The sequence below is a fragment of the Vibrio campbellii CAIM 519 = NBRC 15631 = ATCC 25920 genome (assembly GCF_002163755.1).
In the GTDB taxonomy this organism is placed as follows: Bacteria; Pseudomonadota; Gammaproteobacteria; order Enterobacterales; family Vibrionaceae; genus Vibrio; species Vibrio campbellii.
The window spans coordinates 2,236,170-2,258,969 of record NZ_CP015863.1 but is presented as its reverse complement, the minus strand read 5'-3'; the positions used below and the strand labels follow the sequence as shown (position 1 = coordinate 2,258,969).

Sequence of the window (22,800 nt, the reverse complement as noted above, 5' to 3'; positions counted from 1 at the left end):
GCGAATTCATCGCCCTTTTTCTTATTCTTAATTCACTGTACTCTCAAATTATCTCAACCACTATGCGACGCGAGATTGCAGCTCGTCGCGGTAACGTTGAATGTGCTCAACGATCGGCGCTGCTTTATTGAATGTACGAATTTCGCGGAATAACTCATTTGCTTCAGGGTAGGCTTGGCGTAGGTAAGAGAACCATTGCTTAACGCGGTTCGGATAATACAAACCTTTATCGCCTTTCATTTCAAACTGAGAGTAATAGATCAACAGCTCGACAACTTCTGGCCAAGCCATTGGTGGCTGGTTGTGTTTCACCATGTTACCCAAGTTTGGAATATTGAATGCGCCACGACATACCATCAGAGAATCCACTCCTGTGGTCTCAATACAGCGTTGGCCATCTTCGTAGTTCCAAATCTCACCATTAGCGATGAGTGGGATAGAAAAACGCTCACGGATCTGGGTAATGTATTCCCATTTGATTTCTGAGGCTTTGTAACCACCTTGCTTTGTGCGAGCGTGAACCGTCAGCTCATTTGCTCCAGCAGATTGAATCGCATCTACAATCTCGAAGCAGTCTTCAGGGTTTTCCCAACCGAGACGAATTTTCGCAGTGACAGGAATATTGCTTGGTACGGCATCACGACATGCTTTTACGATGTTATGAATGAACTCTGGGTGCTGAAGAAGTGCCGCGCCACCTTTACTTTTGTTTACCAGTTTTGCTGGACAACCAAAGTTAAGATCAATACCTCGTGCGCCCAGTTCCGCTGCTTTGACTGCGTTTTCTGCCATCCAATTCGGCTCTTGGCCAAGCAATTGAACATGAACAGGCACGCCAGATGCGGTCTGTGAGCCTTGAAGCAGTTCAGGACACAAACGATGGAATACGTGATCAGGTAATAGCTGATCGATGACTCGAACAAACTCTGTCACACACAGATCATAGTCGTTTATCTCGGTCAGGATTTGGCGCATTAAATGGTCCAAAACGCCTTCCATCGGGCCTAATACAACTCGCATAGCTTGCCTAATACAGTTTGGTGGTAAAAAGGAGGGCGATTGTAGCGATGTAAGGGAAGTTTGTCATTAAAAGACTCATCCATTCGGACACACATCAACTAGCATCCTATATACCCAAGTGACTTCAAGATGCTGGATTCAGAGCGTTGTCATTGATTCGAGGTCAAGGAAAACAACGCCGTGGAATAGCGAGCTCTTTCCAAGTTGTTTGAAGCAGAGGTCGAGTCAATGACACGCTCCCGAAGGGCGAGTTGCCTTGGCTTGTATACTTTGTTGCCGATTCTTGATTTAGGCCCGCTAGACCTTTAAATCGGCGTCGTGTCTACAAACCAAGTCATTCTCGCTGAACCAAACATCTCGAGGTTACTTGGGTAAAAGCTCTAGGGTATAATGCCGCCAAATTCATGGGAAACCAGATGACATGCAATACACATTAATTGAGAAAGGTGAAGTTCAACTCGAAGAATCTTCGCTGTTTATGGAAGGGGCGGTCCTAGCTGCGAACCTGACCACGAAACCGTTAGCACCGGAAACATGGCTAGAGCCACTTCTAGGTGAGGGCTTTAAAGTGATTCAGCCAATGGTTGAAGAGCAGATTCACAAGCAGCACAACTACATTCTGCGTAACGAATACTCTATTCTTGCGTTGACAGAAGCCAGCCCAGAGCAGTTAGCGGATTTTGCTGAGGGCTTTATGTCTGTCTGGCCGATGATTGAAGAGCAGTGGCATGATGTCGCATTGAACGATGGCCTTGAGCGAATGCTGCAGGCACTTTTGACGACGATGATGTTGGCGATTGATGAAGAGCAAACTCAGCAACAGATGCGTGATGTGGGTATTGAAACGCCACCAGCGCTTGTGGACTTCATCGAGCAGTTTGACCTGATGATCAACGAAGTTGCACTTGGTGCAGACGAATTGATGGTCGGCAAAAAGTCGAAGAGTTTGAACCCTTTCAAAGGTGTTGGGCGTAATGACCCTTGCCCATGCGAAAGCGGTAAGAAGTTTAAGCAATGTTGCGGTAAGTAATCGAATTGCAAAGAAAAGCCGACCTCGTGGTTGGCTTTTTTGTATTCGTTTTCAGTAATTAGAAGTCGGAAAAACGTTACTGGATTGGATTCTTGTGCTTACCACGAACAAATTGCGCAATCACCATGAATGCTAGAGCGACTAAGTTACCCGCAAAAATGACGACAAGCCATTGAGGCATAGAAATACCAAGGAACTGCCACACAATCTTCGCGCAGTCACCGTATGCTTCAAACATCCATGGAGCCCACTGGTTTAATGGTGCCCAACTTGGGAACGTCACGAATAGGTCACATGTTGCAAATGGTGACGGATTGAATTGATAGTCCACATGCTGCATCGCGAGCATCAAACCTTTGTAAGCACTTGCGCCCCATGCTGCTAATGCAATCCAGCGAACGAGAGGGTTGTTTGGTGCGATAAGACCAATCATCGCGGCAAAACCAATTCCCATCATTGCCACACGTTCGTAAATGCACATAACACAAGGTGCTAGCATCATAACGTGTTGGAAGAATAGGGCACAGGCTTCAAAAAAGATAATCGCTAAAAGGAGAAGGAGCCAAGATAAGCGTCCTTTCGAAAACTGATTAAGTGATGCAAAAATACTCACGGTTACAATCCTGTCTGAAATATAAAAAAGCTCTGAATACTCAGAGCTTTTTAACTTGGATAAGTTTCCTAATCAACTCAAATTTTTAGTGCCCACCCGACACAACAGGAGCCAGATCACCACTGCTTGGCGAAATCCAGCCTGCATCGTAGAAGAATGCGGTTGCTGGTTCTAGGAAGAACATGATGCCCATCAAGCCAACAAGCGCCAGTACGATAGTGTATGGCAGTGCCATGACCACCATGCGACCGTAGGATAGACGAATCAATGGTGCCAGTGCTGATGTTAGCAGGAATAGGAACGCAGCTTGGCCGTTTGGCGTTGCAACTGAAGGTAGGTTAGTACCTGTGTTGATTGCTACTGCTAACAGATCGAACTGTTCACGAGTAATTTGGCCATCAATCAGTGCCGCTTTTACTTCGTTAATGTAGACCGTACCCACGAAAACGTTATCCGAGACCATTGAAAGCAGGCCGTTGGCGACATAGAACAACGCCAGCTGTGTGCCTTTGTCTTCAACTACAAGTACAGCGTCGATAACCGGTTTAAATAGCTCTTGGTCAATGATTACAGCAACGACTGCAAAGAACACGGCAAGAAGTGCTGTAAACGGCAGGGCTTCCTCAAATGCTTTACCCATTGAATGTTCTTCAATCACACCAGTGAATGAGGTTGCAAGGATAATAACTGAAAGACCAATCAGACCCACGGCCGCTAAGTGCAGAGCAAGTGCTGCAATTAACCAAACTGCGATTAGACCTTGAATCCAAAGCTTAGCTACGTCTTGGTTAGTGCGGGTTTTACGCTCTTCACGGTCGAAATCAACAAGGATTTGACGAACGTTATCAGGCAGCTGCGCACCGTAACCACAAATTTTTAGCTTCTCTACTACTGCACAAGTGATCAAGCCGCAGAAGAAAACAGGAAGAGTCACTGGCGCCATTCGGATCAGAAATTCACCAAAGAACCAACCCGCTTGGTCTGCAATGATCAAGTTTTGTGGTTCACCAACCATTGTTGTTACACCACCAAGCGCAGTACCCACACCAGCATGCATTAGTAATGAACGTAGGAATGCGCGGTAGTTCTCAAGGTCGTCACGCGTAAGCTCAGTGATGGTGTCATCTTGAGTATGGTCATGGTCACCGATAGGGTTACCAGAAGCGACTTTGTGGTAAATCGAGTAGAAACCCACTGCAACGCTGATGACAACGGCGATGACAGTTAGTGCATCGAGAAATGCTGACAAAAACGCCGCTGCGAAACAGAATGCGAGTGAAAGTAACGTTTTCGAACGAATGCCAAGCAGGATCTTCGTAAAAATGAACAGCAGAAGCTGTTTCATAAAGTAGATACCCGCAACCATGAATACCAATAATAGAAGAACTTCGATATTCGCAACCAGCTCATGCTTCACCTGGGCAGGGCTGGTCATCCCGATAGCAACCGCTTCAATTGCAAGCAAACCGCCTGGTTGAAGTGGGTAACACTTCAGCGCCATTGCTAGCGTGAAAATAAATTCTGCTACTAGCAACCAACCTGCAACAAATGGGTCAATTAAGAAGAAAACAATAGGGTTAATAATTAGGAAGGCTATAATGGCAACTTTGTACCAATCAGGCGCTTTACCAAGAAAGTTCTTGATAAATGCATTTCCGAGCGACATCGGCATGATAATTCTCTTTATAACAAAATTATGAATAGACACTACAATAGTGCTTAAGTATCTGTTTGTTAGGCTTATTGTTTAGCCCTTTAAAACAATAACTTAGAAAAACAACAATCCCTTGTTTCACTGTAGTCTTGCCAAGTTACTTCCCCTGAACTTAAGCACCGCTCACTTTCGACCGCAACTCTACACTTCGGCATTTTATAGTCAATAACAAAACGTGATGCTGCCGACTAAAACTGCTTTTTATTTGTAATAACGCGATCAAAACGGCGTTACTATACCATGAAAAGCTTAAAAAAAATTACCTTGGAATTTAAAACCAAGTCAATTACGAGAAAAGATCAATTAAGAAAGAATATTAATCGTAAAAATATAAATTTATTTTGCATATTTTGAGCAGAAAAATGTGACGAAGTAGGCTTTATCTTTACTGCGTTTGTGGTCAGTAGGATTTATCCAAAATATAAATTTTACGAGTTTGATTCAAAGTGATTAGCATTTTTAATTGAACATATATGTAGAGTATTAACTCTATATTGAGATTTCGTTTCATTTATTGATCGTTAATTTTCGCAAATCGTTAAGTAGTGGTATGATGAGTGGTATCGACCCTTAGAAATCAATATTGGATAAAAACAGAATGGTCATTAAGGCTAAGAGCCCTGCGGGTTTCGCAGAAAAATACATTATCGAGAGCATTTGGAACGGCCGTTTTCCACCTGGCTCAATCTTACCCGCTGAACGTGAGCTATCTGAACTTATTGGTGTTACTCGTACAACATTACGCGAAGTGCTTCAGCGTCTTGCGCGAGACGGTTGGTTGACTATCCAACACGGTAAACCAACCAAAGTTAACCAATTCATGGAGACCTCTGGTCTGCATATCTTGGACACGCTAATGACGCTAGACGTTGATAACGCAACAAACATCGTTGAAGATTTGCTTGCGGCACGTACTAACATCAGTCCAATCTTTATGCGCTATGCGTTTAAAGCAAACAAAGAGGCGTCTGAGCGCACAATCCAGAACGTGATTGAGTCTTGTGAAGCGCTTGTTAGTGCCCCTTCTTGGGATGACTTTATTGCTGCGTCTCCATACGCTGACAAGATCCTGCAAAGCGTAAAAGAAGACAACGAAAAAGATGAAGCTAAGCGTCAAGAAATCCTGATTGCTAAGACATTCAACTTCTACGACTACATGTTGTTCCAACGCTTGGCGTTCCATTCTGGTAACCAGATTTACGGATTGATCTTCAACGGTCTGAGAAAGCTTTATGATCGCGTAGGCAGCTACTACTTCTCAAACCCAGCATCACGTGATTTGGCTCTGAGTTTTTACCGTCAGCTTCTAGAAACGTGCGAAACTGGCCAGCGCGATCAACTACCAATCGTGATTCGTCATTACGGTATGGAAAGTGCACAAATCTGGAACGAGATGAAGCAAGAGCTGCCAACTAACTTCACAGAAGATGACAGTTAATTAACCCTTGAATTTCAACGATTTCAACACAAAACCGCAGGTATAAAGCTGCGGTTTTTTTTGATACTTATTTACCCTAGCGATTAAGCTAAGGACAATCTGGGTAAAGGTAAATAAAGGGTTTCGATAATATCCGATAGCATTTGATCGTAGGCATTAAATATCGTGAGTGATAGGTCAGAAGTGATATCGTAAAGCTCTTCTTCACTCAGCGAAGTGAGCTCGCCCTCAATGTACTCATTTAAAGATTGGATCGAACGAGTTGACATAGGAGAGGCAATACTTAAAGGGCTAATCACAGCCAACTGGTTCAATCTTCTTATCATTACCGAAGCGTAATTCTTCATCCGCTCTGGACCACCTTTATCCCCCATGTCTTGAATGCTGATACGCAGTTGTGTAAGCGTCTCTAAGCTATCAATGACAGTTTGCCAGTTCATGTGGTACTCGTCATTTAGCTCGTCCCTCTGAGCGATGGCGAGCCAAGCAAGGGTGACCTCATCCATTAGGTACAAACTGTGTCGAATCAGCTTGCCATGCTCCATCTGATTGCGTGCAACAGTGTTGTCCTGCCACTGCTCGAGCAATTTATCAATTTTGATTTGCAGCACGCGATACATGGGTTTGTTCTCAAAGCTAGAGGTTTCAACTAATTGGTGCAGTTTATAACCTAGTTCCTGATGGATGGGCTCTATCTCTTTCTCATGATTTTGTTGGTGTTGGATAGAGTAGTGGGTCACTGCACGATGACGGCGCAATAGATGGACGGTATCGCGTAATAAGGTGAGCAATTGATACTTACGAGCATGTTGCTTTTCTCGCTTTGCAGCCAAGTGATAGATCCCAGCCAGAATAGCAATCGAGATCAGAGTAGAAATCAAAACAAACATAACCAACTCCTTGTAAGTGCTTTTGACCTAGCAACTAAGTAAGAGCAGTTTTGATGCCAATAGTTAAGTTGTTTGAAAACATCAACTTATAAAAGTTAACATTAATAGTTGGTACAAGTTTGGTGCGGGCTCTCCCCAAAAGTGTGAATTCAATCAAAAAAATCCCCGCCGAGTTGGGCGAGGATTTCTAAGTTGCGTCATGGAGTAATGATTTACATTACACGCATACCTGGTTGAGCACCTTCGTGTGGCTCTAGGATCCATAGGTCACTGCCGCCAGGGCCTGCTGCTAGGATCATGCCTTCAGACATACCAAACTTCATCTTACGAGGTTTTAGGTTCGCTACCATTACGGTTAGTTTGCCTTCTAGCTCTTCAGGTTTGTACGCTGACTTAATGCCAGAGAACACCTGACGAGTTTCACCGCCGATGTCTAGTTGGAACTTAAGCAGTTTGTTTGCTTTTGGCACTTCTTCACAAGAGATGATGCGAGCAATACGCATATCAACCGCTGCGAAAGCATCGAACTCAATCTCTTCAGCGATTGGATCTTTATCTAGCTCAGTTTGACTCGCTTTGTTCTTCTCAGCTTCTGCTTTTTCTTTTGCTGCCATTTCGGCTGCTGCATCTTCTTTTGATGCTTCGATCATCGCTTCGATGTTCTTAGGATCGATACGGTTGAACAGCGCTTTGAACTTAGTGATCTCGTGACCAGTTAGTGGTGCAGCAATGCCTTCCCAAGTTAGTTCTTCGTTTAGGAATGCTTCAGTACGCGCTGCTAGTGCAGGCATCACTGGTTTCAGGTAAGTCATCAGAACGCGGAACAGGTTAATACCTACAGAACAAATTTCTTGTAGTTCTTGATCTTTACCTTCTTCTTTTGCAACAACCCAAGGTGCTTTTTCGTCAACGTATTGGTTTGCCTTGTCCGCTAGTGCTGTGATTTCACGGATCGCACGGCCAAACTCACGAGTCTCGTAAAGCTCTGCGATGCGGTCTGCTGCTGCAACGAATTCGTCGTATAGCTCAGGCTCTGCAAAGTTTTCAGCAAGCTTGCCTTCAAAACGTTTAGAGATGAAGCCAGCGTTACGAGAAGCTAGGTTAACAATCTTGTTTACTACATCAGCGTTAACACGTTGAGTGAAGTCTTCAAGGTTAAGGTCTAGATCGTCGATACGGCTGTTTAGTTTTGCAGCGTAGTAGTAACGCAGACATTCTGGGTCTAGGTGGTTTAGGTACGTGCTTGCTTTAACAAACGTACCTTTAGACTTAGACATCTTCGCGCCGTTTACCGTTACGTAGCCGTGTACGAATACGTTGTTTGGCTTACGGAAACCGCTGCCTTCTAGCATTGCTGGCCAGAATAGCGAGTGGAAGTAAACGATGTCTTTACCGATGAAGTGGTATAGCTCAGTCGAGCTGTCTTTCTTCCAGTACTCGTCGAAGTCTAGACCTTCAGTTTTGTCACATAGGTTCTTGAAAGAAGCCATGTAACCAACAGGCGCGTCTAGCCATACGTAGAAGAACTTGTTTTTCTCGCCCGGGATCTCGAAGCCGAAGTAAGGAGCATCACGTGAGATATCCCACTGTTGCAGGCCTGATTCGAACCACTCTTGCATTTTGTTAGCCGTTTCAGATTGTAGAGAGCCTGAACGAGTCCACTCTTTTAGCATGCTTTCGAACTGGGGTAGGTCGAAGAAGAAGTGCTCAGAGTCTTTCATGACTGGAGTGGCGCCAGAAACTGCTGATTTTGGATCGATCAGCTCAGTTGGGCTGTACGTCTCACCACAGTTATCACAGTTGTCACCGTATTGGTCTTCTGACTTACACTTAGGACAAGTACCTTTTACGAAACGATCCGGTAGGAACATTTCTTTCTCAGGATCGAACAACTGAGAGATAGTGCGGCTAGAGATAAAACCGTTTTTCTTCAGCTCAAGATAGATGTGAGAAGCTAGCTCACGGTTCTCTTCTGAGTGTGTGCTGTGGTAGTTATCAAAGCTAATATCAAAGCCAGCGAAGTCTTTTTGATGCTCTTCGCTTACTGCAGCGATCATCTCTTCTGGCGTAATACCCATCTGTTGTGCTTTTAGCATGATTGGCGTGCCGTGAGCATCGTCAGCACAGATGAAGTTTACAGTGTTGCCACGTAGGCGTTGGTAGCGAACCCAGATGTCAGCTTGAATGTGCTCAAGCATGTGACCTAGGTGAATCGAACCATTAGCGTACGGAAGGGCACAAGTTACCAGCAGTTTTCTTGGATCGTTTGCCATACTTAATAATCGCTTTTTAATAGGTATAAGAAATAGAGAGTAATACTACCCCATGAGCTCCCTGACGCCAAGGCATCAAACCATGGATTGCCTTAGTTTTTTTGGGGTTCTGAATCTCGCCGCTGGGTGCTACGATTAGATGCATAAAGGAGGCCTTATGCATCAGTTCACTTCAAAACAAGATTTTTGTCATTGGCTAAACCAGTTCCAACATCCACAGTTGGTGGAAAATTGGGCAGATATGAATGGGATGGTTGCTATCCCTGCGCAAGGCGGTATTCAAATTACCTTGCCATTCGCGAGCAACGAACTTCAAATCGCGCTGAACGACTGGATTAAAGAGCAACAAGCAGCAGGCGACGTCCCTGCGTTTGATTTCCAAATCGAGATAAAGGTTAAAGCGCTTGAGACGCAAGTTACCAATGCTGTTAAAAGCGTGAAAAACATCATTGCGGTCAGCTCGGCAAAGGGAGGCGTGGGTAAATCGACAACAGCGGTTAACCTTGCTTTAGCTATTGCACAGTCGGGTGCGAAAGTTGGCTTGTTAGATGCTGATATCTATGGCCCATCGGTTCCTATGATGTTGGGGCGAGAAGACGCGAAGCCTGAAGTCCGTGATGCGAAATGGATGGAGCCTATTTTTGCTCATGGCATCTATACTCATTCTATCGGTTACTTGGTGGATAAGTCGGAAGCGGCTATTTGGCGCGGTCCTATGGCCTCCAAAGCGCTATCACAACTGCTGACAGAAACGGATTGGCCTGAGCTTGATTATCTGGTTATTGATATGCCACCAGGCACGGGTGACATTCAGTTAACGCTTTCACAGCAGATCCCAGTAACAGGTACAGTGCTTGTCACGACACCGCAAGATCTTGCCTTAGCGGATGCGCGTAAAGGCGCGGCCATGTTCCATAAAGTCAATGTGCCAGTTGTCGGCGTTGTTGAGAACATGAGTTACCACATTTGTGGTCAGTGTGGAGCGGTTGAGCATATTTTCGGTACCGGTGGTGCAGAGAAAATGTCGCAAGAATTTGGTTTGGCGCTGTTAGGGCAAATACCACTCCATATTTCAATGCGAGAAGACATTGATGCTGGCATTCCAACTGTGGCACGACGTCCAGAAAGCGAGCACGCTGGCTACTACAAACTGCTGGCAGATCGCGTGTGTTGTACAATGTATTGGCAAGGCAAAGCAAAACCAGATGCAATCAGTTTTACCATGGTGAACTGAGTTTAATATCAGTGCTGGCTGAATATTGCACATATAAACGTTTGCTTGGAGGTTGATCCTCTGAGCAGACAGAAACTTATAACGAAACCCTAATTCCAACTAGTAACGAAGGGGGGAACTCCCTATAATCAGGCAGTTTATCTCTTTATGTGACTAGAAAATCATCATCGGGTGCAAATTAATGTCTGATAATAATCAATGCGTCATCGTAGGTATTGCTGGCGCTTCTGCTTCTGGAAAAAGTCTGATCGCGAGCACTATTTACAATGAGCTTCGCGAGAAAGTGGGCGATCATCAAATCGGTGTCATCACGGAAGATTGCTACTACAACGACCAAAGCCAACTAAGCATGGAAGAGCGTGTAAAGACTAACTACGACCACCCGAGCGCGTTGGACCACGACCTACTCTGCGAACACCTAGAGAAATTGGTACGTGGCGAAGCTGTAGAAGTTCCTGAGTACAGCTACACAGAGCACACTCGCACAAGCAACACGACTCCAATGACACCTAAAAAGGTCATCATTCTTGAAGGTATCTTGCTTCTTACTGACCCACGTCTACGTGACCTAATGCACGCAACTGTATTTATGGATACGCCTCTGGATATCTGTCTACTTCGTCGCGTTAAACGTGACGTTGAAGAGCGTGGTCGTACAATGGAATCTGTTCTTAAGCAATACCAACAGACAGTTCGTCCGATGTTCATGCAATTTATCGAACCTTCTAAGCAATACGCGGACATCATCGTACCTCGCGGTGGTAAAAACCGTATCGCAATTGACGTTCTTAAAGCGCACATTGCAAAACTTCTGAAAGCTTAAGCCTTTAGACGGCTATATCGCTTTATTTTTGTATGAAGAAGTGGCACCTTAGGTGCCACTTCTTTTTTTGTTTTTAAATTAGTCAGTTGCAACGGAAAACCGGACATTTTTCACGCTTTTGTGGAACTGTCGGCGATTAATCAAGTCTGTGCTTATAATTGTAAAAACACTCGAGCAAGGAAAAAGCGAATGAAAAAACTGCTCTTAATCATTGCCATCCCAATTGTGGCGATTTTGGCTGTTATTTTTGGGTTAGTGATTTTTGTTAATCCAAACCAATTTAAACCACTGATAGTGGAACAAGCTCAAAAGCAAACCGGCTTAGAACTCGTTATTGACGGGGACATTAGCTGGCAGTTTTTCCCATCAATTGGCTTCGAGCTGGGCCGCACTGAATTAAGAAATCCACAAGGCTTCAGCCAACCTAACCTGTTTAAAGTTGAAACGGTCGGCGTGGATGTGTCTGTTACTCCTTTGTTCAGCAAACAACTGGAAATTGGGAATGTCACTCTTGATGGTGCTGAGTTCTACCTTGAAACGCTGAAAGATGGTACCAAGAACATTGATGCGCTAACCAAAGCACAAACCCAGCAAGCAGAAAAAACCACGGAAGCAACGCCAGAGCAAGTGGCAGACTCTCAGAGTGCGGCTTCTGATTGGACGATCAATCTAGCTGGCGTCACCATCTCTAATGGCTATGTTGAAATCCAAGACAAGCAAGCGGGTAGCTACACTAAACTGTCTGATATTTCTTTAAACCTCTCTCAGTTTGCCTTTGATAACTGGACAACGGCAGACTTCGGCGTGAAAGGTGAAATGAATGACCAGACTTTTACCGCGCAAGGTAAAGCGGATTTCAAACTGGCGAAAGGCTTAACTAGCTACGCTCTAAAAAACATCAACTTTGATGCAACTTACCGCGATCCTGCAAACAAAATTGAATCTGCGACCATCGGTTTAGAGACGTTCGAATTCGATAAAGTAAACAACCTAAGCTACGCGTTAAAAGGCGAAGCAGGTGGCATAAAGCTTGATATGCAAGGTGGCGGTGAGTTAAACGTCGATAAAGCTATCAGCAAAGTGCAGTTGAACAAGTTGACGTTGAACTCAACGTTTGAAGGAGATGCGCTTCCACAATCACCAATGAAAGTCGATATGGCTTCAGATCTCTCTTTCGATCTTACTAAGAGTCACTTGAGCTTTGTGTTGGAAAAGCTAACAGCAAACGCAATTACATTGGATGGTAAAGCGGACGTGACTTTGGGTGAGATTCCGAAAGTACGCTTTGCTGTGCACAGTCCTAATATCGACTTGGATGAATTCCTTGGCTTGAACCAGCAGGCTTCAGCGGGTGGTAAATCAGCATCAGGCGGCAACAGTGCTCCTGCTGGTCCTGAAGTTGAACCAGACCTTTCTGCACTAAAAACGCTTGATGTGAAGGGCGATATTACGATTGATAAGTTCAAAGCCGCTAACGCGAAGATGGAAGCGGTAAAAGCAAGCTTCTCTGTCAATCGCGGTGTGTTCGATCTGACTTCATTCAGTTCTAAGTTGTACCAAGGTACGATTACTGCAACCGCTAAGCTAGATGCACGTAAATCACCAGCAACTTACTCAGCGAAGAAATCAATTAAAGGTGTCCATATTCAACCATTGTTGATCGATGTGGCAAACAACGACATGTTGGAAGGTACTGGTAACATTGATGTGAACGTTAGTGGTAAGAGTCTAACGCCAACCGGCATCAAGAAGAACCTGACCGGCACTGTCGTGATCAATTTTGCCGATGGTGCTGTGAATGGCATCAACGTTGCTCAACTGATTCGAGAAAACTACGCACGATTCAAAGGTCAAAGCTTAGAAGGTACGGATGAAGTTAAGAAAACAGACTTTAGTGCCATGACGGCGACGTTGAAGCTGAACAAAGGTGTGGTTTCTACCGATAACATGAAAGCGCAGTCTCCACTTCTTCGCGTTCGTGGTAAGGGTAAAGCGAACTACTTAAACGAAACGGTCGACTTCACTATTAGCACTTCGATTGTGGGCTCGTTAGAAGGCCAGGGTGGTAAGAACATTGATGAACTGAAGGACATCACTATTCCTATCAACGTTTCTGGTAAGTGGGCTGATCCTAAATTCAAGCTGGTTTTCGATGACGTATTGAAGCAAAAAGCACAGAAAGAAATTGACCGTGGTGTAGACAAGCTAACGGACAAGATTAAGGACGAGAAAACCAAAGAAGCCGTAGATGGTTTGTTGAAGAACTTATTTAAATAACGAACCAAGCTTCCTAGCTATATATCGTTAAAGCAAAAGGGTTGGCCTGAGCCAACCCTTTTTTAGTTTGTGCATTATTCGAATTCTTTGGAGCTTTATTCGCTAGGAGAAATCTTTAAACACTTACCAATCGACACCTTTTAGGGCTTTTACACCAGCTTCGAAGGCGTGCTTAACATTCTTCACTTCGGAAACGGTATCAGCCATCTCAATCAAGGTGCGGTGTGCACCGCGACCAGTAATCACAACAGATTGCATCTTCGGGCGGTTGTTCAGCGCTTCGACCACTTCGTCTAAGTCGATATAGCCATAACTCACCATGTACGTCAGCTCATCAAACAGAATCACATCAATCGATTCATCTTTAAGCATACGCTTACACTCTTGCCACACCAATTGAGCGGCCTGTGTATCGGCGGTTTTATTTTGCGTTTCCCAAGTGAAGCCCGTTGCCATCACTTGAAACTCAACGCCGAGCTTCTCTAGTAGGTTACGCTCGCCATTATCCCATGTACCTTTGATAAACTGGGCAACGGAACATTTCAATCCATGGCCAACGGCACGCGCTATGGTGCCAAAACCAGATGTCGATTTACCTTTACCATTACCAGTGATGATAAGTAGTAGGCCTTTTTCTTCTTGGGCAGCGGCGATTTTAGCGTCTACCTGCTCTTTTACTTTCTGTTGGCGAGCCTTATGGCGTGCTTCTTTGTTTTCTTCGATAGACATAATACTTCCTCAATTCCTTTGTGTGCTTTGCCCGTGGTTACTTGGGTTCATCGAATTATCTCGTTATGATAGACCAACAGTTGGTGAAGAAAAACCATCGATAATTCAGGGAATAAAATGAAGAAACTACTCGTCGTTTGTATGGGAAACATTTGTCGTTCGCCAACAGGTGAAGCAGTATTAAGAGCGAAAGCTAAAGAACTGGGCATTTCAGTGGAAGTGGACTCCGCAGGGACTATAGGTTACCACGCCGGAAATCCTCCCGATGCACGCTCCATGCAAGCAGGAAAGCAACGAGGCTATTCGTTTGAAGGAATGCGTTCTCGTAAGGTAACGGTAGGGGACTTTGATGAATTTGATATGGTGTTAGCGGCCGACAAAGCGAATCTTGCCGATCTATTGGATATTTGTCCGACAGAGCATCGCCACAAAGTGTCGTTATTCTTAAGTCATGGTGATTCAGACTATGACGAGATTCCGGACCCATACTATGGCGGAGATGCGGGTTTTGAATTGGTACTGGATTTGATTGAAGATGCGTCGGAAGTGATTTTGAAAAAGCTCTAAGTAGTGACAAGCGACAGATAGCAAAAGGGATGAGTCATGCTCATCCCTTTTTCGTTTTCATTAACCTGCAAGTACGTCGGTTGCAACCTTGTAGCTTGGGTCTTCTTTCACGTTGATTTCAACCAAGCTGCCCGCTTTATCTAGAAGCTTGCGGCAGTCAGGGCTCAGGTGACGTAGGTGAAGTGTTTTACCTAGAACAGCGTAGCGCTCAGCCAGAGTCTCAATTGCCTCAATAGCTGAATGGTCTGTTACGCGAGAGTCTGCAAAATCGACAATGATGTCTTTGGGATCGTCTTGAGCATTAAACAACTCAAGGAAGTTTGCAGCAGAACCAAAGAAGATAGGACCGTGGATCTTGTATTCTTTTGAACCTTCTTCGTTTAGACGCGTGTCTGCGTAGATATGTTTAGCATGCTGCCATGCAAACATTAGCGCAGATGCAATCACACCAACGGCAACTGCAACCGCTAGGTCAGTCAGTACAGTAACTACTGTTACTAGAACGATAACGAAGAAATCTTGCTTAGGTACACGACGCGCAAGTTTGAACGTTGCCCATTCGAATGTACCGATTACCACCATGAACATAACACCAACTAGCGCAGCCAGTGGAATCATTTCAATTAATGAAGAAGCAAACAGGATAAACATCAGAAGGGCAATAGCCGCAACGATGCCTGATAAGCGACCACGACCGCCGGAGTTTACGTTGATCATTGACTGACCAATCATCGCACAACCACCCATTGCACCGAACACTGAACATGTCATGTTCGCCATGCCTTGGCCGATACATTCACGGTTTGATTGACCACGAGTATTGGTCATTTCATCTAGTACCGTCAGCGTCAGTAGAGACTCAATCAGGCCGATAGCAGCAAGAATGATTGCGTAAGGCAAGATGATCTGCAGTGTTTCAAGAGTGAAAGGTACAGCTGGAATAGAGAAGGTCGGAAGAGAGCCCGCCAAAGTCGCTGCTTCGTCACCAGACATAGTACGTAGGAAGTCAACAACTGTGCGCGTTTCTAGATCCAAACCCACAACAAGAGCCGTCACCGTCACGATTGCTACTAGAGAAGACGGTACCGCGGTTGTGATCTTTGGTAGGAAGTGAATGATCGCCATTGTTAGCGCGACGAGACTTAGCATTAGCAGCATTTGGTCTTGTGGTAGCCAAGTCAGCATGCCGTTGATGTCAGGCGCTTTAAACTGACCTAGCTGCGCAAGGAAGATAACGATAGCCAGACCGTTTACAAAACCAATCATTACCGGGTGTGGAACGATTCGTATGAATTTACCCAGTTTGAATAGGCCTGCTGCGATCTGAAGAATACCCGCGAGCATAATTGCGGCAAACAGATATTGAACGCCGTGAGTCGCCACTAGCGATACCATAACTACCGCCATAGCGCCGGTTGCACCAGAAATCATACCTGGGCGACCACCGAAAATAGAGGTGATAAGGCCTACGATAAAGGCTGCGTACAAACCAACCATAGGGTCTACACCAGCAACGAATGCAAATGCTACAGCTTCAGGAACCAGTGCTAGCGCAACCGTAAGACCTGATAGCACATCGTTTTTTACGGAGTGCTTAGAAAATTGAGGAAATTCGAACATGTTTTAAATTGGGTTCTCTTGGCGATGAATTTCTCCCGACACATATTCGTATTGCACAAGTACTGATGGGGAAGCTAAGTCGCTTCTAACAGTACAAACCGTAGTAAAAAAAGAGCAGCATCAGAATGGTGTCGAAAACTTGAGTCGGCGAATGCTACCGAAAAGTGTGATTAAGTTCAATAAAGAAGGGGATATTGACGCACAAATGTGATCGGTAGTTGATATTAATGTGAACAATGAAAGCCAACTGGCTAAATAACAAAAAAGGCTGCCAATCGGCAGCCTTTTCATTAGCTTTTCGCTTTGTGTAAAGACAAATTACAACTTAGCTAAAGTTTGGCTTTGTCATACCTGCATACGCACGGTTTGTTGCTACTTGGCTACCTGCGCCTTTCGGTGCGTAGCGTTCAGCTTTAAACGGTGCTGCTGTAACGGTGATTTCGCGAAGCTCTTGAGGACCCGGCGCTTTTGTCATCGGTGCGCTAGCACGTGGCTTGGCCGCTACCTTGATAACTTCTGCTTTAGGCTCTGGTGTTTCTACTTTCACTTCCGCTGTAACTTGTTCTACAGTTTCTGCTACTACTTCGACTACTGGCTCTTGAGTTGGCGCCGCTTCTGCTACTGCAGTTTCAGCTGTTTCAACAACAGGTGCTTCTACGATTGGCTCAACTGGTGTCGCTTCTGCTGCTACAGTTTCAGCTTGTTCGATAACCGTTGCTTCAACTACTGGTGCTGCTGCAACCGGTGTTTCTACAACTGGAGCTTCTACTTTCGTTTCCACAGGTTGTTGAACTTTTGGTTCCACCACTGGCGCTTCAACGACTGCTGGTTGCTCACGGCGAATGATCATTTTACCCATCGCCATTTCAGGACAAGCAAAACCACCTTGGATTGCAGGTACTGCTGTTGCAACAACCGCTGCTTCTTCCTTCACTCGCTCTTCCTTCTTAGGCGCTGGTTTTGGAATGTAGCGTGGCATTACTTTACCCATTGCCATCTCAGGAGAGGCTACACCACCTTTGCGTAGGCGGAATGGGTTAGGGCGACGATCGCGACCGCGACGACGACGTTGGCCACTTGCACGTAGGTGACGTGGTGAACGACGGTTACGACGCTGTTTAGATTCTGCTTTGTTGTCTTGTTGTGCTTCTGCTGCTGCCTCAACTGGCTTTTCAACAGGTGCTTCAACGACTGTTTGTACAGGTACTTCCTGTTCAGCTTTCTCTGCCGCTTGCTGATCTTTGACACGTACAGATTTGTTCAGTTTGCGACGCTGACGGCGCTCTTTCACTTTCTCTGCTTTCGCGTTTGACTTCGCTTTGCTTTCTTCCGGCTTCGCTTCTGTTCCAGTGCGTGCTTCAGCGGCAAGTTGCAGACCTTTTTCCGCTACCTTCGCATTTGCTTTTGGCTCTTGTGCTTTTTCAGCTTGTTGAGCCCTAGGCTTACGTTTCTGGTTGCGGTTTTGCTGCTTATTAGGCTGCTGTTGCGTTTCGTTTTGCTCAGTCGCTTGCTCTTCACGTGGCTTACGGCGACGTTTGTTATCGCGGTTGTCACGACCTTCGCGGTTATCGCGTTGGTTGTTGTTGCGACGACGATCGTTGCGGTCACGTTTGTTACGCTTGTTATCGCGGTTTGGCTTCTTCTCTTCTTTCTTAGGTTCTTCTTTTACTTCTTCAGAACCACCAAATAGGAAACTGCCAAGCGCTTTAAACAGACGGCTGATTAGGCCTGGTTTTTCTTCCTGTGGCGCTGCTTCTTTCTTCTTCGCAGCTGGTGCAGGTTTAGACGTTGCAGCAGGAGCTGGTGCAGTTTGCGTTGGCGCTGCGAAACCTTTCAGTACAGGCTCTTCGATGCGCTTAGGCTTAATATCAACTTCTGCAGGCTCTTTGCCTTCTGCTTCTTTCATCGCTTCCAGTTTCTTAGGAAGTAGGTAAGAAAGCAGGTCGAACTCTTCACCCTCACGAACACGGATAACCTCAAAGTGAGGCGTTTCCATGTCTGAGTTAGGAACAACAGTGATCTTCACTTCTTGAGTGCGTTCAATGTGGTTCACAGAGCGACGTTTTTCGTTTAGAAGGTAAGACGCGATTGGCACAGGTACCACAGCAAGTACTTGTGCTGTGTTGTCCTTAAGCGCTTCTTCTTCAATAAGACGAAGAACAGAAAGTGCTAGAGACTCGTTGTCACGAACCACACCTGTACCCGTACAACGAGGACAAATATGGTGGCTTGCTTCCGCTAGAGAAGGGCTCAAACGTTGACGAGACATTTCCAAAAGACCGAAGCGAGAAATGCGACCGATTTGAACGCGGGCGCGATCTAGACGAACGGCTTCACGTAGACGGTTTTCAACTTCACGCTGGTGGCGTACTGGCGTCATATCGATGAAGTCGATAACAACCAGACCACCAAGGTCACGTAGACGCAATTGACGAGCGATTTCGTCTGCTGCTTCTAGGTTGGTATTAAGTGCTGTTTCTTCGATATCGCCGCCTTTCGTTGCGCGAGCAGAGTTGATATCGATAGAAGTCAGTGCTTCTGTTGGGTCGATTACGATAGAACCACCAGATGGTAAGCGCACTTCACGTTGGAAAGCCGATTCAATTTGGCTTTCGATTTGGTAGTGGCTGAACAGTGGTACTTCGCCATCGTATTTTTTAACGCGGCTGATGAAATCAGGACGAACCAATTTGATGTGCTCTTTAGCACGCTCATAAATGGTGTTGCTGTCGATTAGGATTTCACCGATATCACGACGTAGGTAGTCACGGATTGCACGAACGATTACGTTACTTTCCTGGTGGATTAGGAATGGGGCAGGGTTAGAATCTGCCGCGCCCTTAATCGCGCTCCAGTGGTTAAGAAGTACGTTCAAATCCCACTCTAGTTCTTCTGCGCTCTTGCCAACGCCAGCAGTACGAACAATCAGGCCCATGCCTTGAGGCAGTTCCAGAGTGCTTAGTGCAGCTTTAAGTTGTGTACGCTCATCACCTTCGATACGACGAGAAATACCGCCGGCACGAGGGTTATTAGGCATAAGAACAAGGTAGCTACCCGCAAGAGAGATGAAAGTAGTTAGAGCTGCGCCCTTGCTACCACGTTCTTCTTTTTCCACTTGCACGATCACTTCTTGGCCTTCTGTTAGCACTTCTTTAATGCTAGGACGGCCTTGGTAAGTGTAACCTTCAGGGAAGTATTCGCGGGCAATTTCTTTAAGAGGAAGGAAACCGTGACGCTCAGCACCGTAGTCAACAAATGCGGCTTCTAAGCTTGGTTCGATACGTGTGATACGTCCTTTGTAGATATTCGCTTTTTTAGATTCATGACCTGGACTCTCGATATCAAGATCGAAAAGTCGCTGGCCATCAACCAGAGCGACACGCAACTCTTCTTTTTGAGTTGCGTTGATTAACATTCTTTTCATTGAAAATTTCTCGTTGTCTTTTCTTTATCTTTCTTTGCAACTTGCCACTGTTTTTTCACTCTTTCACGGTGCCTGATCCCATGGCTATATTTTGCAGCCTCCCGGCTGGAAGGGGATGCTCTAGGGCACTTCAGTCATCACAAACTTCTTTGGGTTTCGTTGGAAACGTAAACTTGTGACCCGCTATACGGAGCGGTAGATACTCAACGTGAATATGCGAGGAGTAGAGTGACAAGTGTGTTGAACTCAATGTGTCTTACGCCAATGCTGCACCTGACATTCAACAGTCTACTCACATTGCTTGGGGATAAATGATTGGTAATGAACAAAATGTAACCAAACCTTCCTTAGCAGCTGTGAACTATAGCAGCGCAGGTGGATATCAGCAATCTGCTTTAACGTAAACGATGGAAAATTTGGCGCTAAATTCAATTTTTGTAATTTATAACTGGCTGTTTCATAAGCAGTTGAGTCTCGCAAACTGAGAAAGACGCAAATTAAATCGAGAAGTTGATAGAGAGTTTTAATAATTTAAACAAAAGCTTGGCGTGTTTCAGCTCGATGAACGGCAACAAGTGTTTCTTTTGCGGCAAGAATAATGTGAAGTCGTACAGATTTGGGTTTACAATACCGCCCATGAGCGAAATAAGAACAAAAGTCCAGTTCGTTGATATCGACGAAGACATGGCGGGTCAACGCATTGATAACTTTCTGCGTAACCAATTAAAAGACATTCCCAAAAGCATGATTTACCGAATCGTGCGTAAGGGTGAAGTGCGCGTTAATAAAAAACGTATTAAAGCCGAGTACAAACTTAAGGCAGGCGACCTCGTACGTATCCCTCCGGTAACGGTCGAGAAGAAAGAAGACGATGTCGCACCGAGTACTAAGTTAAATAAAGTGGCAGAACTAGAACATATGATCATTTTTGAAGATGACCATATGTTGGTGCTAAATAAACCATCTGGTACAGCAGTACATGGTGGCAGTGGTTTGAAGTTTGGCGCGATTGAAGCACTTCGAGCATTACGCCCACAGGCACGCTTCTTAGAACTGGTTCATCGTATTGACCGTGACACTTCCGGCATTTTGTTAGTTGCTAAGAAGCGTTCGGCATTGCGTCATCTGCAAGCCCAATTCCGTGAAAAGACAGTGAAGAAGTTCTACTTCGCGCTTGTCATGGGTGAGTGGAAAAACAGCTGCAAAGTCGTTAATGCGCCGCTACTCAAAAATGAAGTAAACAGTATCGTACGTGTGAACCCAAATGGTAAACCGTCAGAAACGCGTTTCAAGGTTTTGGAAAGGTTTGAGCAGGCGACGTTGATTCAAGCAAGCCCGATTACTGGCCGTACTCACCAGATTCGTGTGCATACTCAATACACGGGTCATCCAATCGCGTGGGATGATCGTTACGGTGACCGCCGCTTTGATGCTTATACTGGCCAAGTTGGTTTGGACCGTTTGTTCCTTCATGCGGCGAACATCAAGTTCCAGCACCCATCGAATTATGAGTGGATGGAGATCAACGCGCCGATGGAAGCTAAGCTTGAAAAAGTGTTGGTAGGTCTACGTAAGAAGTAGAGGCGAGAGTATCTACATCCTTCGGGGCTGCAAAAAGCTATGTAAAAGCCGGTGTTAATACATCGGCTTTTTTGATCGTCGAGTTTGACCACAAGGGCGTGCGGAGTGCAGCGCTCCTATACTCGGAAGTGCTCCGTTGGAAGGCAATTAAAAGAAACTAAGTTCTAACGGGAGTTGACAGAATCTGTTCCCAGAAAAGCAAAATATCGCCGATTCCCGATTCCCGATTCCCGATTCCCGATTCCCGATTCCCGATTCCCGATTCCCTACAAAACCTCTAATCCTTGTTTTTGCAGCATGTCGATCAAATCAATCAGTGGCAGCCCGACTAGCGTATTCGGATCTTTACCGACTAACTTGTTAAACAGGCAAATGCCCATTCCCTCGCTCTTAAAACTGCCGGCGCAATAAAACGGTTCCTCTCTGTCTACGTAACGCTCGATTTGTTCGCGAGTCAAATCCCTAAAATGCACTTCAAAGGTATCGAAGCCGACTTCAGTATGATTTGTCGCGGTGTTATGTACCGCAAGCCCGGTATAAAAAGTGATGGTTTTACCGCTTTGAGCTAATAACTGTGTGATCGAGTTTTCTCGATTTAGTGGCTTACCGACAATTTGGCCATCGATGACACAAACTTGGTCACTGCCAATGACCAAACTGTCCTGAGTTGCGTGGCAAGAAGTCGCTTTTCCCATCGCGAGCCTTTGAACCAGTTCTAAAGGGGTTTCATTGGGTAAAGGAGTCTCGTCACAGTCTGGTGATAAGCAAGTAAAAGGTACTGCTAGTTTTTCCAGCAGTTGTTTACGAAAAGGGGAGGTTGAGGCTAAAACCAGTTGGTAATTTTTCATTTTGAATTACAATTCGCAAAAGCATTTCCGATAGGATAATCGATCAAAATCGATTCTGGCTAATGCTCTGTACGTTAAGCGTAAAAAAGTACAACTTTTTTGCCTTTTTCTTTGACTAATTTTGATTTGGAAGATAATATTCGCGCCCTATGCAAAAGGTAAAAATACCGCGAACGGTTGATCCGGCGAAGTCCGCACAGAAACGATTAGATTACGATGGCATCATCCAAGCTAGTCTTTTCAAGCGCTTAGCGGAAACAACTGAAGGCGTAAAACGCGACGCAGAAGTCTCATTGTCATTTGATATTGATGAACAGCGACTTGTTGTTATCTCTGGTAAAGCTAACATCGAAGTCGATTTAGAGTGTCAGCGTTGTAACGAGGTATTCACACATATGTGTGAAGTTGAATTCCTTTACACTCCTTACTACGGTGAGAAGACGGAAGAGGAAGCACCAGAAATTTATGATTTGGTAGATCTAAATGAGTACGGTGAATTAGACCTTATACAACTGGTTGAAGACGAGTTCATCTTAACATTACCTCAAATCGCAATGCACGATGATGCGGATTGTAGCGTTGACTCAAATAACATGGTTTTTGGTGAGATTCCTGAAGAAATTGAGGAAGAAAAACCGAATCCATTCGACGTTTTGAAAAATCTGAAAAAGTAACTGGTGTGGTAGCCGCTTCTTCTTTAGGTTTTTAACCCAATAGTA

The 22,800-nt window shown here is 45.2% G+C and carries 17 protein-coding genes; 8 read left to right on the top strand and 9 right to left on the bottom strand.

All coding sequences use genetic code 11. The annotated features are described in order from the left end of the window. Positions 1-60: 60 nt before the first annotated feature. Entirely contained in the window at positions 61-1,020 is a 960-nt protein-coding gene (dusC, locus tag A8140_RS10825; RefSeq protein ID WP_005531436.1) for a tRNA dihydrouridine(16) synthase DusC, read from the bottom strand. Between the two features lie 421 nt (positions 1,021-1,441). Here dusC and A8140_RS10820 point away from each other — a divergent pair, with 421 nt between their 5' ends. Beyond that, positions 1,442-2,050 carry an SEC-C metal-binding domain-containing protein gene (locus A8140_RS10820; protein WP_005531438.1) on the top strand — a complete coding sequence of 203 codons (609 nt, stop codon included), beginning with the start codon at positions 1,442-1,444 and terminating at the stop codon, positions 2,048-2,050. A gap of 76 nt (positions 2,051-2,126) precedes the next feature. Here A8140_RS10820 and dsbB read toward each other — a convergent pair whose 3' ends face one another. Together dsbB and nhaB are read right to left on the bottom strand one after the other, a co-directional pair. Next, positions 2,127-2,663: a disulfide bond formation protein DsbB gene (dsbB, locus tag A8140_RS10815; RefSeq protein WP_005531439.1), complete on the bottom strand. Its 537-nt coding sequence runs from the start codon at positions 2,661-2,663 to the stop codon at positions 2,127-2,129. A gap of 85 nt (positions 2,664-2,748) precedes the next feature. Further along, positions 2,749-4,335: a Na(+)/H(+) antiporter NhaB gene (gene nhaB, locus A8140_RS10810; protein ID WP_005531441.1), complete on the bottom strand. Its 1,587-nt coding sequence runs from the start codon at positions 4,333-4,335 to the stop codon at positions 2,749-2,751. 640 nt (positions 4,336-4,975) lie between these two features. On the opposite strand from nhaB, the gene fadR reads away from it, so the two are divergent. Continuing rightward, on the top strand, positions 4,976-5,815 hold the full coding sequence (gene fadR / locus A8140_RS10805; protein WP_005531443.1) for a fatty acid metabolism transcriptional regulator FadR: 840 nt from the start codon (positions 4,976-4,978) through the stop codon (positions 5,813-5,815). A gap of 83 nt (positions 5,816-5,898) precedes the next feature. Here fadR and A8140_RS10800 read toward each other — a convergent pair whose 3' ends face one another. After that, a complete protein-coding gene (locus A8140_RS10800; RefSeq protein WP_005531446.1) occupies positions 5,899-6,705 on the bottom strand; it encodes a hypothetical protein in 807 nt (268 codons plus the stop codon). Between the two features lie 212 nt (positions 6,706-6,917). Further along, entirely contained in the window at positions 6,918-8,978 is a 2,061-nt protein-coding gene (gene metG, locus A8140_RS10795) for a methionine--tRNA ligase (RefSeq protein ID WP_005531448.1), read from the bottom strand. Positions 8,979-9,135: 157 nt separating this feature from the next. Between metG and apbC the strand changes: the two genes are divergently transcribed. The 3 genes from apbC (at position 9,136) to A8140_RS10780 (ending at position 13,312) form a co-directional block, all read left to right on the top strand. Continuing rightward, the gene (gene apbC / locus A8140_RS10790) at positions 9,136-10,212 is read left to right on the top strand and encodes an iron-sulfur cluster carrier protein ApbC (RefSeq protein ID WP_005531450.1); all 1,077 of its coding nucleotides are present in this window, start codon (positions 9,136-9,138) and stop codon (positions 10,210-10,212) included. Between the two features lie 181 nt (positions 10,213-10,393). Beyond that, positions 10,394-11,035, top strand: a complete 642-nt coding sequence (gene udk / locus A8140_RS10785) for a uridine kinase (RefSeq protein ID WP_005433235.1) — start codon at positions 10,394-10,396, stop codon at positions 11,033-11,035. Between the two features lie 189 nt (positions 11,036-11,224). Next, complete coding sequence (locus A8140_RS10780) at positions 11,225-13,312, top strand: AsmA family protein (protein ID WP_005531452.1); 2,088 nt, start codon at positions 11,225-11,227, stop codon at positions 13,310-13,312. A gap of 123 nt (positions 13,313-13,435) precedes the next feature. Here the strand turns inward: A8140_RS10780 and cobO are convergent, their stop codons facing one another. Then, positions 13,436-14,041 (bottom strand): cob(I)yrinic acid a,c-diamide adenosyltransferase, encoded by a 606-nt coding sequence (gene cobO / locus A8140_RS10775; protein ID WP_005531454.1) that lies wholly within the window; start codon positions 14,039-14,041, stop codon positions 13,436-13,438. 117 nt (positions 14,042-14,158) lie between these two features. Between cobO and A8140_RS10770 the strand changes: the two genes are divergently transcribed. After that, the gene (locus A8140_RS10770) at positions 14,159-14,608 is read left to right on the top strand and encodes a low molecular weight protein-tyrosine-phosphatase (protein WP_005531456.1); all 450 of its coding nucleotides are present in this window, start codon (positions 14,159-14,161) and stop codon (positions 14,606-14,608) included. A gap of 60 nt (positions 14,609-14,668) precedes the next feature. On the opposite strand, the gene A8140_RS10765 is transcribed toward A8140_RS10770, so the two are convergent. Both A8140_RS10765 and rne read right to left on the bottom strand, forming a co-directional pair. After that, positions 14,669-16,228 (bottom strand): SulP family inorganic anion transporter, encoded by a 1,560-nt coding sequence (locus A8140_RS10765; protein ID WP_005531458.1) that lies wholly within the window; start codon positions 16,226-16,228, stop codon positions 14,669-14,671. 325 nt (positions 16,229-16,553) lie between these two features. Continuing rightward, on the bottom strand, positions 16,554-19,652 hold the full coding sequence (gene rne / locus A8140_RS10755) for a ribonuclease E (protein ID WP_005531460.1): 3,099 nt from the start codon (positions 19,650-19,652) through the stop codon (positions 16,554-16,556). A gap of 636 nt (positions 19,653-20,288) precedes the next feature. On the opposite strand from rne, the gene rluC reads away from it, so the two are divergent. Then, positions 20,289-21,233, top strand: coding sequence for a 23S rRNA pseudouridine(955/2504/2580) synthase RluC (gene rluC / locus A8140_RS10750; RefSeq protein ID WP_005531462.1), 945 nt, complete (start codon positions 20,289-20,291; stop codon positions 21,231-21,233). Between the two features lie 266 nt (positions 21,234-21,499). Here the strand turns inward: rluC and A8140_RS10745 are convergent, their stop codons facing one another. Further along, a complete protein-coding gene (locus A8140_RS10745; protein ID WP_005531464.1) occupies positions 21,500-22,081 on the bottom strand; it encodes a Maf family protein in 582 nt (193 codons plus the stop codon). Positions 22,082-22,230: 149 nt separating this feature from the next. Between A8140_RS10745 and yceD the strand changes: the two genes are divergently transcribed. Further along, positions 22,231-22,755 (top strand): 23S rRNA accumulation protein YceD, encoded by a 525-nt coding sequence (yceD, locus tag A8140_RS10740; RefSeq protein WP_005444794.1) that lies wholly within the window; start codon positions 22,231-22,233, stop codon positions 22,753-22,755. Positions 22,756-22,800 lie beyond the last annotated feature (45 nt).

Bases quoted from the DNA above. Each gene is read 5' to 3' on its own strand.
- rne (WP_005531460.1), bottom strand. From the start codon at position 19,652: ATGAAAAGAATGTTAATCAACGCAACTCAAAAAGAAGAGTTGCGTGTC.
- A8140_RS10820 (WP_005531438.1), top strand. From the start codon at position 1,442: ATGCAATACACATTAATTGAGAAAGGTGAAGTTCAACTCGAAGAATCT.
- yceD (WP_005444794.1), top strand. From the start codon at position 22,231: ATGCAAAAGGTAAAAATACCGCGAACGGTTGATCCGGCGAAGTCCGCA.
- rluC (WP_005531462.1), top strand. From the start codon at position 20,289: ATGAGCGAAATAAGAACAAAAGTCCAGTTCGTTGATATCGACGAAGAC.
- fadR (WP_005531443.1), top strand. From the start codon at position 4,976: ATGGTCATTAAGGCTAAGAGCCCTGCGGGTTTCGCAGAAAAATACATT.
- udk (WP_005433235.1), top strand. From the start codon at position 10,394: ATGTCTGATAATAATCAATGCGTCATCGTAGGTATTGCTGGCGCTTCT.
- A8140_RS10780 (WP_005531452.1), top strand. From the start codon at position 11,225: ATGAAAAAACTGCTCTTAATCATTGCCATCCCAATTGTGGCGATTTTG.
- A8140_RS10770 (WP_005531456.1), top strand. From the start codon at position 14,159: ATGAAGAAACTACTCGTCGTTTGTATGGGAAACATTTGTCGTTCGCCA.
- A8140_RS10800 (WP_005531446.1), bottom strand. From the start codon at position 6,705: ATGTTTGTTTTGATTTCTACTCTGATCTCGATTGCTATTCTGGCTGGG.
- dusC (WP_005531436.1), bottom strand. From the start codon at position 1,020: ATGCGAGTTGTATTAGGCCCGATGGAAGGCGTTTTGGACCATTTAATG.
- metG (WP_005531448.1), bottom strand. From the start codon at position 8,978: ATGGCAAACGATCCAAGAAAACTGCTGGTAACTTGTGCCCTTCCGTAC.
- A8140_RS10745 (WP_005531464.1), bottom strand. From the start codon at position 22,081: ATGAAAAATTACCAACTGGTTTTAGCCTCAACCTCCCCTTTTCGTAAA.
- cobO (WP_005531454.1), bottom strand. From the start codon at position 14,041: ATGTCTATCGAAGAAAACAAAGAAGCACGCCATAAGGCTCGCCAACAG.
- apbC (WP_005531450.1), top strand. From the start codon at position 9,136: ATGCATCAGTTCACTTCAAAACAAGATTTTTGTCATTGGCTAAACCAG.
- A8140_RS10765 (WP_005531458.1), bottom strand. From the start codon at position 16,228: ATGTTCGAATTTCCTCAATTTTCTAAGCACTCCGTAAAAAACGATGTG.
- nhaB (WP_005531441.1), bottom strand. From the start codon at position 4,335: ATGCCGATGTCGCTCGGAAATGCATTTATCAAGAACTTTCTTGGTAAA.